The 13,730-nt window shown below is 68.3% G+C and carries 12 protein-coding genes; 5 read left to right on the plus strand and 7 right to left on the minus strand.

Annotation, left to right across the window (positions count from 1 at the left end):
• The first annotated feature begins 106 nt into the window (after positions 1–106).
• Positions 107–526 (plus strand): VOC family protein, encoded by a 420-nt coding sequence (locus tag BFF77_RS12865; protein ID WP_066948055.1) that lies wholly within the window; start codon positions 107–109, stop codon positions 524–526.
• A 114-nt stretch (positions 527–640) separates the two neighbouring features.
• On the opposite strand, the gene kdpC is transcribed toward BFF77_RS12865, so the two are convergent.
• The 4 genes from kdpC to kdpF all read right to left on the minus strand — a co-directional run bounded on the left by kdpC (position 641) and on the right by kdpF (position 5,407).
• Positions 641–1,270: a potassium-transporting ATPase subunit KdpC gene (kdpC, locus tag BFF77_RS12870; RefSeq protein WP_066948027.1), complete on the minus strand. Its 630-nt coding sequence runs from the start codon at positions 1,268–1,270 to the stop codon at positions 641–643.
• 79 nt (positions 1,271–1,349) lie between these two features.
• Positions 1,350–3,608 carry a potassium-transporting ATPase subunit KdpB gene (gene kdpB / locus BFF77_RS12875; RefSeq protein ID WP_079125104.1) on the minus strand — a complete coding sequence of 753 codons (2,259 nt, stop codon included), beginning with the start codon at positions 3,606–3,608 and terminating at the stop codon, positions 1,350–1,352.
• Positions 3,608–5,272 carry a potassium-transporting ATPase subunit KdpA gene (gene kdpA, locus BFF77_RS12880; RefSeq protein ID WP_066948029.1) on the minus strand — a complete coding sequence of 555 codons (1,665 nt, stop codon included), beginning with the start codon at positions 5,270–5,272 and terminating at the stop codon, positions 3,608–3,610. The genes kdpB and kdpA overlap by 1 nt, the downstream gene beginning before the upstream one ends.
• 45 nt (positions 5,273–5,317) lie before the next feature.
• A complete protein-coding gene (gene kdpF / locus BFF77_RS34455) occupies positions 5,318–5,407 on the minus strand; it encodes a K(+)-transporting ATPase subunit F (protein WP_066948032.1) in 90 nt (29 codons plus the stop codon).
• A 689-nt stretch (positions 5,408–6,096) separates the two neighbouring features.
• On the opposite strand from kdpF, the gene BFF77_RS12890 reads away from it, so the two are divergent.
• The 3 genes from BFF77_RS12890 (at position 6,097) to BFF77_RS12900 (ending at position 9,914) form a co-directional block, all read left to right on the plus strand.
• Entirely contained in the window at positions 6,097–6,807 is a 711-nt protein-coding gene (locus BFF77_RS12890) for a fasciclin domain-containing protein (protein ID WP_066948035.1), read from the plus strand.
• A gap of 365 nt (positions 6,808–7,172) precedes the next feature.
• Entirely contained in the window at positions 7,173–8,111 is a 939-nt protein-coding gene (locus BFF77_RS12895) for a phosphotransferase (RefSeq protein ID WP_066948039.1), read from the plus strand.
• Between the two features lie 339 nt (positions 8,112–8,450).
• The gene (locus tag BFF77_RS12900) at positions 8,451–9,914 is read left to right on the plus strand and encodes a multicopper oxidase family protein (protein ID WP_066948042.1); all 1,464 of its coding nucleotides are present in this window, start codon (positions 8,451–8,453) and stop codon (positions 9,912–9,914) included.
• A gap of 70 nt (positions 9,915–9,984) precedes the next feature.
• On the opposite strand, the gene BFF77_RS12905 is transcribed toward BFF77_RS12900, so the two are convergent.
• On the minus strand, positions 9,985–10,446 hold the full coding sequence (locus BFF77_RS12905) for an anthrone oxygenase family protein (protein WP_066948045.1): 462 nt from the start codon (positions 10,444–10,446) through the stop codon (positions 9,985–9,987).
• A gap of 359 nt (positions 10,447–10,805) precedes the next feature.
• Between BFF77_RS12905 and BFF77_RS34460 the strand changes: the two genes are divergently transcribed.
• On the plus strand, positions 10,806–11,603 hold the full coding sequence (locus BFF77_RS34460) for a helix-turn-helix transcriptional regulator (RefSeq protein ID WP_066948047.1): 798 nt from the start codon (positions 10,806–10,808) through the stop codon (positions 11,601–11,603).
• Between the two features lie 19 nt (positions 11,604–11,622).
• Here the strand turns inward: BFF77_RS34460 and BFF77_RS12915 are convergent, their stop codons facing one another.
• Together BFF77_RS12915 and BFF77_RS12920 are read right to left on the minus strand one after the other, a co-directional pair.
• A complete protein-coding gene (locus tag BFF77_RS12915) occupies positions 11,623–12,480 on the minus strand; it encodes an ABC transporter permease (protein WP_066948050.1) in 858 nt (285 codons plus the stop codon).
• Positions 12,477–13,730 (minus strand): ABC transporter ATP-binding protein (locus BFF77_RS12920; RefSeq protein ID WP_141698427.1); only part of this gene is annotated, 1,254 nt, incomplete at its 5' end. The genes BFF77_RS12915 and BFF77_RS12920, both read right to left, overlap by 4 nt.

The following is a 13,730-nucleotide window of genomic DNA, read 5'->3' on the forward strand; positions in this document are numbered from 1 at the left end:
CCGTCCGTGGTGACTGTTCGCGCTGCCCGTCGTACCGTCCGCGCCGTCCGTCGGCTGAGCAGTTTCGGATAAGTTTTCGTCCGACTTGCCCGGTAGCGTGATGCACATGTTCACCGCAATCACGCATTCACAGATATATGTCCTCGACCAGAACGAGGCCCTCGACTTCTACGTCGGCAAGCTCGGCCTGGAGGTCAACGCCGATGTCGACATGGGCTTCATGCGCTGGCTGACCGTCAGTGTGCCCGGCCAGCCCGGACGCCAGATCCTGCTGGAGAGGCCGGGCGCTCCGGCGATGTCCGAGGAGACGGCACAGCAGGTCCGCGAGCTGGTAGCCAAGGGGGTGATGGGTGGCCATCTGATCTTCAGCACCGATGACTGCCGCAAGTCGTACGAGACGCTGCGGGACCGGGGCGTCGAGTTCACCGAGGAACCCACCGAGCGCCCGTACGGAATCGACTGCGGCCTCCGCGATCCCTTCGGCAACCACATCCGCTTCACCCAGCTGAAGGCGGAGGAAGCCTGAGGGCTGTCCCGATCCGCGAGCCGGTCGGGTCCGGTGCGATTCGGTCCGGTGCGATTCGGTCCGGTCCAGATCGATCCGGTCCAGATCGATCCGGTCCGGTGTGATCCGGTGCGGTCACGCCACTCCGGCGACGTCCCGGTTCAGCTCCACCACATTCACGACGTCGCCATGCCCGAGAAAGCCGCCAACGCGGCCCTCGACATGATCGGCGACCAGCTTCCGTACCGTCGCCGGATGCAGTCCCCGGACTCTGGCCACCCGGTTGACCTGCTGGTTCGCATACGCCCGTGAGATATGGGGATCGAGTCCCGAGCCCGAGGCGGTGAGCGCGTCGACGGGCACGCCACTCGGCCGCACCCCGTCGAACGCGGCCACCGCGGCTCTGCGCTCCTCGATCATCCTGATCAGGACCGGATTGTCGGGCCCCAGATTGGACGCGCCCGAGCTGGTCGGGTCGTATCCGGCGGAGCCCGCCGCCGACGGGCGGGGCTGGAACCACTTGGGATCCGGCCCGCCCGGCCGCCCTTCCCTCTTCGGCAGATCGAAGTCCTGACCGATCAGACGCGATCCCGTCGCCCCGCCGTTCCCGCCGATCAGCGAGCCGTTGGCCTGGGAAGGAAAGGCCGCCTGGGCGATACCCGTGATCAGCAGCGGATAGCAGATCCCGGTGATCACGGTGAGGACGAGCAGCATCCGCAGCGCCGACAGATGGTGCAGCAGGAGGGTACGGAGAGTCAGGGGCATGGCGGTCGCCTTCCGCTCGGTTCTTCATGGCCTCATCGGCCTTTTCGTCATCGGCTTCTTCTCATCGGCTTCTCGTCGGTCATCCGAGACCCGGAATGAATTGGATGATCAGATCGATCACCTTGATCCCGATGAACGGAAGGATCAGTCCCCCCAGTCCGTACAGCCAGATGTTGCGTCTCAGAAGCCCGGACGCCGACGACGGGCGGTAACGGACACCGCGCAGGGCCAGCGGGATCAGCGCCACGATGATCAGCGCGTTGAAGATGATCGCGGAGGAGATCGCGGACTCGGGGCTGTGCAGCCGCATCAGATTGAGGCTGTCCAGACCCGGATACACGACCGCGAACATCGCGGGGATGATCGCGAAGTACTTCGCGACATCGTTGGCGATCGAGAAGGTCGTCAGCGCACCGCGCGTGATGAGCATCTGCTTGCCGATCGCGACGATCTCGATCAGCTTGGTCGGGTTGGAGTCCAGGTCCACCATGTTCCCGGCCTCCTTGGCCGCCGACGTGCCGGTGTTCATGGCCACGCCCACATCCGCCTGGGCCAGCGCGGGCGCGTCGTTCGTACCGTCTCCCGTCATGGCGACCAGCTTTCCGCCGCTCTGCTCGCTCCTGATGAGCGCCATCTTGTCCTCGGGAGTGGCCTCGGCCAGGAAGTCGTCCACGCCCGCCTCCTCCGCGATCGCCCGCGCGGTCAGCGGGTTGTCGCCGGTGATCATGACGGTCTTGATACCCATGCGGCGCAGTTCGTCGAAGCGCTCCCGCATCCCTTCCTTGACCACGTCCTTGAGGTGGACGACTCCCAGCACCCGCGCGCCGCGGACGCCACCGCTCACCGTCGACTCGGCCACGACCAGCGGCGTGCCACCGCTCGCCGAGATGGCGTCCACGATTCCGCCGGCCGCGCTCATGGCCGTACTGCCCGCCCCACGGGATTCGGCCGGAGCGGCCGTACCGGCCGTACCGCCGGAGCCGGTCGTCCCCATGGCCCCGGCGGAGCCGGCGAGGCCGCCGTTCTCCCGTACCCAGCGCATCACCGCCGCCGCGGCTCCCTTCCGCAGCGAGCGGCTGCCGTCCGGGAGAGGCAGATCGACGCCGCTCATCCGGCTCTGCGCGGTGAACGGTACGAACTCGGCGCCCGTCAGCTCCCCTTCCTCCCGCCCGCGCAGTGCGTACCGTTCCTTGGCGAGCACGACGATGGACCGGCCTTCGGGCGTCTCGTCCACCATCGAGGAGAGCTGGGCGGCGTCGGCCAGTTCCGCCACGCCGACGCCCTCCACCGGCAGGAACTCGGCGGCCTGGCGGTTGCCCAGGGTGATCGTGCCGGTCTTGTCGAGCAGCAGGGTGTTGACATCACCGGCCGCCTCGACCGCACGGCCCGACATGGCCAGCACATTGCGCTGCACGAGCCGGTCCATGCCGGCGATCCCGATCGCCGAGAGCAGCGCCCCGATGGTGGTCGGGATCAGCGCGACCACGAGCGCGACCAGGATGACGATCGACTGTTCGGCGTGCGCGAACAACGCGAACGGCTGAAGTGTCACCACGGCGATCAGGAAGACGATCGTCAGCGAGGCGAGCAGGATGTTGAGCGCGATCTCGTTGGGCGTCTTCTGCCGGGCCGCGCCTTCGACCAGGGCGATCATCCGGTCGATGAAGGTCTCGCCGGGCTTGGAGGTGATGCGTACGACGATACGGTCGGACAGCACCTTCGTCCCGCCGGTCACCGCCGAGCGGTCGCCGCCCGATTCCCTGATGACCGGCGCCGATTCACCCGTGATCGCCGACTCGTCCACACTCGCGACGCCCTCGACCACATCGCCGTCGCCCGGGATGATCTGCCCGGCCTCCACCACCACATGATCGCCGAGCCGCAGCAGTGTGGCCGACACCTGCTCCTCCGGGGGTTCCTGTGTGCCCGGCCGCCAACGACCCGCCAGCCGACGCGCCACGGTGTCCGTCTTCGTCCGGCGCAGTGTCTCGGCCTGCGCCTTGCCACGGCCTTCGGCGACGGCCTCGGAGAGATTGGCGAAGACCGTCGTCAGCCAGAGCCAGACGGTGATCACCCAGGCGAAGACGCTGGGATTCCTGATCGCCGAAAGGGTGGTCAGTACGGCACCCACCTCGACGACGAACATCACGGGGTTGTGGAACATGGTCCGGGGATCGAGCTTGCGCAGCGCACCGGGGAACGAGGTGACCAGTTGCCGTGGGTCGAGCAGTCCGCCCGAGACACGGCGGCTGTTCGGCGCGAGCGGATCCGGATTCCTGGGATTCCCGGGATTCCCGGCGCTTGGGGGACTTCCGGGGCGGCCGGAATTCGCGGGCATCAGCGCAGTCCTTCGGCGAGCGGTCCCAGCGCGAGTGCGGGGAAGTAGGTGAGGCCGACGACGATGAGGATCACGCCGGTGAGCAGACCGACGAAGAGCAGTCGATGCGTGGGCAGCGTCCCCGCGTTGACGGGGACCGGCTGCTCCGCCGCCAGCGATCCGGCGAGGGCCAGGATGAACACGACGGGCAGGAAGCGGCCGACGAGCATCGCGAGGCCGAGGGCGGTGTTGTACCAGGCGGTGTTCGCGGAGAGCCCCGCGAAGGCCGAGCCGTTGTTGTTGGCGGCCGAGGTGAACGCGTAGAGCACTTCGGAGAAACCGTGGGGTCCCGGATTGAGCATCGCCGCTCGCTCCCCCGGCAGCGCCATGGCGATGCCGGCGCCCGTCAGCACCACGGCGGGAGTGGTGAGGATGTAGAGCGAGGCGAACTTCATCTGCCGGCCGCGCAGCTTCTTGCCCAGATACTCGGGCGTACGGCCGACCATCAGCCCTGCCACGAATACGGCCACGACCGCCAGCACGAGGATGCCGTAGAGCCCCGATCCCGTACCGCCGGGCGCGATTTCGCCGAGCATCATATTGAAGATCGTCATCCCGCCGCCGCCCGGGGTGTACGAGTCGTGGAAGGAGTTGACGGCGCCGCAGGACGTCAATGTAGTGGACACCGCGAAGAGCGCCGAGGACCAGATACCGAAGCGGTTCTCCTTGCCCTCCATCATTCCGCCCGCCGTGTGACCTGCCGTACTGCTCACACTGTGCAGCTCGTTGGCCGTGACGACGGCGACGGAGGCGGCCCAGATCAGGGCCATGACGCCGACGATCGCGTATCCCTGGCGGCGGTCGCCGACCATCGTGCCGAAGGTGCGCGGCAGTGAGACGGCGATCACCAGCAGCAGATAGATCTCCAGCCAGTTGGTGAAACCGTTCGGATTCTCGAAGGGATGAGCCGAGTTGGCGTTGTAGAAGCCGCCGCCGTTGGTGCCCAGTTCCTTGATGACTTCCTGCGAGGCGACCGGGCCGCCGGGAATGCTCTGAGTGGAGCCCGAGAGCGTGCCGACCGTATGGAAACCATGGAAGTTCTGCACCACTCCCGACGCCACCAGCACGATCGCGAAGACCGCACAGAGGGGCAGCAGTACGCGCAGCACGATCCGGGTGAGATCCACCCAGAAATTTCCGACCCGGTCGGTCTTCTGACGGGTGAATCCACGAATGAGGGCGGCCACCACGGCGATACCGACGGCGGCGGAGACAAAGTTCTGCACCGCGAGCCCCGCCATCTGGACGAGATGGCCGAGCGCCGATTCACCGGAGTACGACTGCCAGTTCGTGTTCGTGACGAAGGAGACGGCCGTGTTGAACGACTGGTCGGCGTCCATGGCCGGAGTGCCGAGAGCGAGCAGAAAGTGATTCTGGAGACGGAGAAATCCGTACAGGAACAGTACGGAGACAAGCGAGAAGGCGAGCACACTGCGAAGAAAAGCGGTCCAGGTCTGATCGGCGTCGCCGGAGACTCCGCCGAGACGGTAGAGCAGCCGCTCCAGCCGCCAGTGCCGGGGCGAGGTCAGGACGTACGCCATGTAGTCGCCCAGCGGCCGGAAGGAAAGGGCGAGCGCCACCACCAGCGCGAGAATCTGAAGCCATCCCGCGAGCGTGTCGTTCATGGGGGAACCTTTCCTGGGCGTTCCTCTGGCGGGAGGTGGGAGAGGCTAGAAACGCTCGGGAAAGAGCAGGCAGAAGACGAGATAGACGATCAGGAGTACGGCGACGATCAGTCCGACGACGTTCTCGACGGTCACAGCCGGGCCACCCCCTTGCCGACCAGACCGATCAACGCGAAGACCGCGAGGATGACCACGACATGGATGAGGTCGGACATCTGCACCCCGTGAGGAGGGACGGGCGGACGAGAGCGGCGGGACGGCCGGGACGGAGGCGGCGGGCGGCTGCGCCGACGGACGTTTGACGCTATCGGCCACTCGACTGGCGGGCCCCTGACACGCCGGAGCCGATCGAGTGGCGGGCCCGGCGGCCGTCCACGGCGGTCCGCGGGCGGCGGACCTGCGGTTCGGTACCGGTGACCGAGCGTCCCGTAGCAGCAAACAGCCTGTTCCGCCCGAGATGCTGAGCCCCCCGGGGCATGACTACGCTTTACGGGCGGCTTGATCGATCACAGGATCGAATGCAGGAACGGACCGGCCGCCCGGCCGGGCAGGACCGGACAGACACCGAAACCGGCACCGAAACCAAGACCGAGACCGAGACCGACCGAAAACGCACCAGGACTGATCAGGGTCGGACGGCAGGAATCGTCGAACGACAGGATCCACGGACGACCACGGGCCACCAAGGCCCCTCACGGACCGGATGGGTGAGAGCGCCCCGTCCGGCACCCCCCGGGCCGTCCGGGGCCCGCCGATCCAGCCGCAGTGTCGACGCCTCCGGGCCCGAGCCGGGGCCCTCCTCCCACAGGAAGAGGAATCGCATCATGAAACGCACCCGTCTCCGCACCACAGCCATGTCCGCCGCCGCGGTCGCCCTCCCGCTGTCGCTGGGAGTCATGGCTCCCCAGGCCTTCGCGGCCCCGACGCCGAGCACACCCACCGCGGCCAGTACGCCGGCCTCGCCCGGTACGTCCGCGTCACCCTCCACCTCGCCGAGCACGTCCGCGTCACCGAGCACCTCGGCCTCGCCCAGCCCGTCCACGTCCGCCGGTGCGGCCGTCCCGTTCGGCCCCGGGTGCTCTTCGCTGCTGCGGCATGGCATCGGCGGGAGTTTCGCCAGGATGGCGACCCAGCCCGCCGCCACCGCACTGGCCGAGAACACGCATCTCTCCACCTTCGTCGCCCTGGTGAAGAAGGCCGGACTGGCCGACAAGCTCAACACCACGAAGGACATCACCGTCTTCGCCCCGACCAACGCCGCCTTCGCCAAGCTCTCCAAGACACAGCTCGACGCGATCCGCGACAACGAGGCCCAGCTCAGAAAGGTCCTGAACTACCACCTGACGGAGAAGAAGATCGCGCCCGACCAGCTCCCGAACGGTGTCTTCAAGACCCTGGAGGGCAGCACGCTCACCACGTCGGGCTCGGATCAGTCGTTCAAGGTCAACGGGACGACGAACATCGTCTGCGGCGACGTCCGGACCAAGAACGCCACCGTGTACGTGATCGACTCCGTGCTGATGCCCCCGAGTTAGGTCCTCTCGTCAGCCAGGGCGTCTCGTCCGGATCTTGCCGGATCCACACGAAATACCTGGGGCGTGTCTCGAAAGTCCCGCCCGTGAAGTCCCGCTCGTCCCGGTCGGCGCCCGGTCTCCAGCAGAAGGAGACCGGGCGTCGGCCGTTCCCGTTCGTCGCCTTCCAGCAGGAGCCCGATGACGGACAGGACCATGATCCAGCCAGTCCCGCGCGGCACTCGGCGACACGGCCCAGTGGAAAGGCTTCGTCGCCGCACGTGCTCGAACATATGTTCTATGATTCCCTCGGCATGCCCCGTGACAGGCCCTTGACCAGGCCCGTTCTCCGGGCGCCGGCCCCCGCCGTCCCTGAGTCCGGAGGAATCATGCGCCCTGCCAAGCCCCTGCCGCCGACACTGCGGGCCTGGGCGGAGCATGCCGTCGGCCCTCTCTCCGCCGTACGGGACGCCTCGCATCCCCGTGAGAACTCCCGCGTGTGGGACCTCACCGACACACGCGGCCGGCGCTTCTTCGTCAAGCAGTCACCGGCTCCCGAGTTCTACGAGCGCGAGACCTTCGGCTATCGGTCCGCCGTTCCCGCGCTGGGGTTCGGCCGCGCCCCGCGCCTGGTGGACACCGATGCCCGCCGACTCGCGTTGCTGCTGACCGCCGTACCCGGCGCCCCGGTCTCCCGGCTCTCCCTCACCGTCCCGGAACACCGCGCCGCGCACCGGCAGTTCGGCACGCTGCTACGGCGGCTGCACGGTACGGAGAAGATGCCCGCGCAAGGCCGCCGGGCAGCGGAGGCGGCGGTCGAGCACATGGCCGCCGCTGCCGAGCGGCACCTCGCACACGCCGGCGACCGGCTCTCCGGGACCCGGCGCACGCTCGTACGCCGTGCGGCGGAGAATCTGCTGAGGCTGACGGACCTGCTCGCCCCGGGCCATATCCACGGCGACGCACAGGAGCGCAACGCCCTCTGGGCCGGCACACCGTCCGGATCCCGGCCCGGATCCCGGGCAGGGGCAGGGGCCGGAACCGGACGGCTGGCCATGATCGACTTCGAGCGGTCCCGGTACGCCCCGGCCGTCCAGGACTTCGTACGGCTGGCCTGCGGGCCCTGGCAGGGCCGCGACGATCTGCGCGCCGCCTTCTTCCAGGGCTACGGCCGCCCGCCGACCGACGCCGAACGCCACGCCCTGCCCTGCCTGGCGGCGCTGGACGCCGCGAGCTGTCTGGCCTACGGACCGGCCCACGGCGAGCACGATGTCACCGAGCGCGGACTGCGCACCCTGGACCGGCTGGAGAAAGGCATCTTCGGCTGATAATGCCGCTTCTTCCACGCCGAAAAATGTTCTACTTTAAAGCACTGTGGAGTTACGGCGCCTTGAGAATTCCTGGGAGAAACCCGGGTCGAGAAACGCTGGATTTCCGCTCGATTCCCGCTGGACCTCCGCTGGATCCGCGCTGGAACGGCGCTGGACCTGCACTGGAACCGTAGTGGACGGTCGCTGGGCCCCTATCCACCGATAGACGGCGCAAACACCATGAGTGCCGCCCTCATGGAACCGATCCCGACCGGCGAACACTTCCGGCTAGGTAGCATCCCCGCGATCGGAACGGGGACCGACTCCTTTTCCCCGGAATCCCGGAAGGATTTTCTTGTGCTTTCTCGTCGTCATGCGATACGGATCGGACTCACCGCGGGAGCCCTCGGCGTCAGCGGTGCCACAGGCTGGACGGCACAGGCGCTCAGCAGCCGCGGCGGGCGGGGTACGGCAGCGGCGGCCGCCGTACCCACCGGTCCTGTCACGCCGTTCGGCGTGCCCCTCACCCGGCCACCGGTGCTCGAGCCGGTCCGCAGATCGGCGACCACGGACTACTACTCGGTGGTGATGACCAAGGCGCGGCGCGAGATCCTGCCGGGCACCACCACGGAGCTGTTCACCTACAACGGCTCCTTCCCGGGCCCGACGATACGGGCGCGCTCGGGACGGACCGTGGTGGTCAAGCAGGTCAACTCACTGTCCATGCCGACCTCGGTGCACCTGCACGGCGGCAACAACCCCCCGGCCGACGACGGCGGCGCGATGGACACGATCGCACCGGGCGCCAGCAGGACCTACACGTACGCCAACTCCCAGCCGGGCGCGACTCTGTGGATGCACGACCACGCGCACCACATGGAGTCCGAGCACGTCTACCGCGGACTCTCCAATGTCTATCTGCTGGGCGACGACAAGGAGGACGCGCTCGGGCTGCCCTCGGGAGAGTTCGAGGTGCCGCTGGTCCTGCGCGACGCGCGGTTCGACACCGACGCGCAGCTCGTCTACGAGATGGACGACGCCTTCAACCGGACGACGATCCTGGTGAACGGCAGGCCCTGGCCGGTGATGAAGGTCAAGGGGCGCAAGTACCGCCTCCGGCTGGTCAACGCCTCCAATCTGCGGTTCTTCGCGCTTCAGCTCTCCGACGGCAGCCCGATGACCCAGATAGGCTCCGACGGCGGACTGCTGGAGAAGCCGGTCCCGACCACACAGCTTCTGCTCACTCCCGGCGAACGCGCCGATCTGGTCATCGACTTCGCCCAGTACCGACCGGGCACCCAGCTCGTTCTGAAGAACCTGATGGGCCCGGGGCCGGTGGAGGAGGTCGGCCAGGTCATGCGGTTCGACGTCGGCGCCCGGGTGCACGACTCCAGCAGGGTCCCCGCCACCCTCACCTCACTGCCGGCGCCGCGGAAGGCCACCGCGGAGCGGAGCTTCCAGCTCAGCATGGACGAGACGGGCGCCACCCAGCAGGGCTTCATCAATGGCAAGGGCTACGACCCGAACCGTATCGACACGACCGTGAAGTGGGGCGCCACCGAGGTCTGGACCGTCACCAACACCAACACGCTCATACCGCACAATTTCCATATGCACCTGGTGCAGTTCCGCGTCCTCGAACGTGACGGGGGACCGGCCCCCGCTTCGGAAGCGGGGCGCAAGGACACCGTGGTGGTGATGCCTGGTCAGACCGTCAAGCTCCTGGTGACGTTCGACAGTCACCGCGGGGTGTTCCCCTACCACTGCCATCTGATCGACCACGGCGGGATGGGCATGATGGCCAACTTCAAGGTCGTCTGACCGGTTCTCCCACCGATCCTCCCGGACCGGTCAGCCAACTGATGGACGCTGGTTCGAGCGCCACCGTCGCCTATGAGAGGGTGGCGCTGACCACCAGCACGAAGCCCGCGACGGAGAAGAAGGTGCGGGCCCGGTGGCAGGCGTTCCACCGGGACTCGAATGCCTTGCGCGCCACGCTGTCGGGCGAGGAGGTCGAGGCGGCCAGCGCGTTGTTGAGCGGGACGTTGCCGCCGATGGTGATGAAGTGGTTCAGAATCACACAGACCAGTCCCGCCACCAGAAGCCACTTCTGGTTCTCCGAGCGGCCGTCGACCGGGACGGCGAGGGCCGCGATCGGGAAGCCGACGATGGCGAAGAAGGTCAGCAGGAAGAGCGGGCGAGGCACCAGCTCGTTGATCCTGCGCATGGCCGGGACGAACTGCTCGTCCGTCAGCCGGGCGAGGGCGGGCATGACACCGGTCTGGAATATGAGGAAGTTCCCCGCGAACAGACCTGTGGAGATCGCGGAGAGAGCGAGCAGCAAAGTGGCCATGGGGCCCATCATCTCGCACCAAGAGGCAGGCACGGCACCGTTCTTGAGCGCTCCTCGATCACGATGAGGCGTCGCCCGGGCGGGTCATCCTCATCGGTGAAGGTTCGGGCCGTCCCTGGCCCGTCCTTGGCGGTTCGTCGCCATCCATCCTCCGTCTCATGTGTCTCACTTGTCGCGGGTTGTCCCGGACGGCTTGTGTCGTTTCATACCGAGTGATCACCAGCGTGCGACAGAAAGCACGGATCGCCGAGGCCCTGGCATGGAGTCGCCACTCCCTGAACTGCACTTGTCACGGTGAGCGATGATGTGCGTACATGGAGTGGCGTACGGCTCCGAGGGGATGGCGGGGGTGGTCAGCCGTGGCGGATGTTTCAGGGTCCGTACTCAACAGGTCGGCGCTGTCGTTGGGCGTGATGCGGGAGGACGTGGTGGACACGCTCCATCCTCCCGGCCGGCAGATCCGAGGGGTGCGTCAGGTGACGGCCACGCTGACGGCCCTGGTCCGCTCCGCCCGCCGTGAGCTGCTGATCTTCGACGATCCGGGAAGCTGTCTGGGCCAGTGCATTCCCGAGCAGTTCCTCGAGTTCGCCAGCGCCTGCGTGCGGGCGGCGGGCGATCTGGACTGGCAGGACGGCGGCCCGGGCACAGGTCCCGGCGCCGGCGGGAAGGGGCGTGGCCGCTCGCCCTCGGTCGGCGTCCGCCGGATCGTGCCCCGGCACGGTCTGGCCGGGCTCGCGTATCCGCTGCCGCGTCAGCTTCCCGGCCGGGCGAGACAGACGGACTCCATCCCGTTCAAGATGATCCTGGTCGACCGCGCGGTGGCGGCGGTCCCGCTCGATCTCCAACTCCACTATCACGGACTGCTGCTGATCCGCGATCCGGTGGTGGTCCAGGCACTGGTCCGTACGCACCAGACCTGGTGGGAGACGGGCGAGGAGCTGCCGACGGCCGCGCTGCCCACGCCCGGGGTGCTGCCGGGACAGCTCCGGCCCGTGCTGGAGGCCCTGCTGGCCGGGCTCACGGACGAGACGGCGGCCACCCGGCTCGGCATGTCGAGCCGGACATACAGCCGTCGCGTCGGCGATCTGCTGACCGCCCTCGGCACGACGAGCCGCTTCCGGGCGGGCGCGGAAGCGGCTCGAAGGGGGTGGATCTGAGGACCGGTGAGACGGGGTCCTAGGAAACGATGTCCTTACGGGAGAAGCCACGGAAGGCCAGGGCGAAGAGGATCAGCGCATAGGTCACCGAGATCGCCGAGCCCTTCAGCATGCCGCCCCATTCGAGCTGCGGCTGAAGCGCGTCCGCCCAGGCGAACTGCCAGTGCGCGGGCAGGAAGTCCCGCCATGATCCCAGCGCCGTCACGGCGTCCAGCACATTGCCGACGATCGTCAGACCGACCGCGCCGCCGACCGCGCCCAGCGGGGCATCGGTCTTGGTCGACAGCCAGAAGGCGAGTCCCGCGGTGACCAGTTGGGAGACAAAGATGAACGCGACGACCAGGGCCAGCCGCGGCAGGGCGTCGGCGGCGGCCAGGGTGCCGCCCGTGGGCAGTTCGAGGGGCCGCCAGCCGTATGCGGCCGTGCCCACCGCCAGCCCCACCAGCGGCAGCAGCACCATCGCCGCCGCGCTCATACCGAGCGCCACCACCAGCTTGCTCCACAGCAGCCGGGCCCGGGGCACGGGCGCGGCGAGGAGATAGCGCAGCGAGGACCAGCTCGCCTCGGAGGCCACGGTGTCCCCGCAGAACAGCGCGACGGGCACCACCAGCAGAAAGCCCGCGGAGACAAAGAGGCAGGTGGCGGCGAAGTTGGCGCCGGACGCGGTCGCGGTCTCGATCAGGGTCACCCGGTTGTTCTCACCGGCGCCCGGGGTGCCGCCGATCGCGAAGGCCGCGACGAGGATGAAGGGCAGAGCGACCAGTATGCCGCCCATCGCCAGCGTCCGTCGGCGCTTGAGCTGGCGCAGCGCCTCGACGCGGAGCGGCAGGGTGTGCCGTGTCCGGTAGCCGGGGGCCGATTCGACGAGCGCGCTCATGCGGAGCCTCCTGAGATCAGGGTGAGGAACGCGTCCTCCAGGCGGCGGTGCGGCCCGACGCCCGTGATCGGTACATCCAGCCGTACCAGCTCGGTGATCAGGGAACTGCTGCTCGCGCCGTCGAGCTGTACGAGCAGTCCGTCGTCCGTGCGTATGGCGGAGCCGATCCCCGCCAGCGCGGTGACCTTCTCGACGACGGGCTCGGACACCTGCTCGGCGGTGGTGATCAGCAGGGTGTCACCGGAGCCGGTGATCTCCGCGACCGGGCCCGCCTGGATGAGCTGCCCGCGGTGCATGACCACAAGATGAGTACAGGACTGTTCGACCTCGGAGAGGAGATGGCTGGAGACGATGACCGTTCTGCCACCCGCCGCGTACCGGATCATCACATCGCGCATCTCGCGGATCTGCGGCGGGTCGAGACCGTTGGTCGGTTCGTCGAGAATCAGCAGATCCGGCATACCGAGCATGGCCTGCGCGATGGCGAGCCGCTGCCGCATGCCCTGGGAGTAGGTGCGTACGGTCCGTGCGAGAGCGTCCCCGAGCCCGGCGATCTCCAGGGCCTCCTCGATATGGGAGTCCTCGGCGGGGCGGCCGGTGGCCTGCCAGTACAGCTCCAGGTTGTCCCGTCCCGAAAGGTGCGGCAGGAAGCCCGCGCCCTCGACGAACGAGCCGACGCGGGAGAGCACGGGAGCGCCCGGCCGTACGGCATGCCCGAAAACCCGGATCTCACCGGCGTCCGGGCTGATCAGCCCCATCAGCATGCGCAGCGTGGTGGTCTTGCCCGCGCCGTTCGGGCCGAGCAGCCCGAGCACCTGCCCCTTCTCGACCCGGAAGGAGAGATCCCGTACCGCGTACCGGTCGGCGGACTTGGCGTACCGCTTGCTCAGACCGGTGATCTGCAGGGGCACCTCGGCGAGCTCGGGATCGGGTGCCGGGGCGTTGGTGCGGCGGCGCGCGGTGAGCAGCAGGGCGCCCGCGATCAGCACGCCCGCCGCCGGCAGCCCCCAGACCCACCAGGGCAGCGCTGCGGAGCCGGTGGTGAGGGCGGGCACGGTGGGCACGGTCAGCGGACCGTCCAGGGCGACCCGGTAAGTGGCCGGAGTGAGGGGGGAGGCATAGCCGAGATCGGTCGCGGCGAGGACGACCCGGAGCCGGTGGCCGGGCACGACCTGATGATCGATGGCGGGCAGCGTCAGCTCGACGGTCCTGCCCCGGAGCGCGTCCTCCACCCGTACGGGTGCGACAAG

Source organism: Streptomyces lushanensis (assembly GCF_001700515.1).
In the GTDB taxonomy this organism is placed as follows: Bacteria; Actinomycetota; Actinomycetes; order Streptomycetales; family Streptomycetaceae; genus Streptomyces; species Streptomyces lushanensis.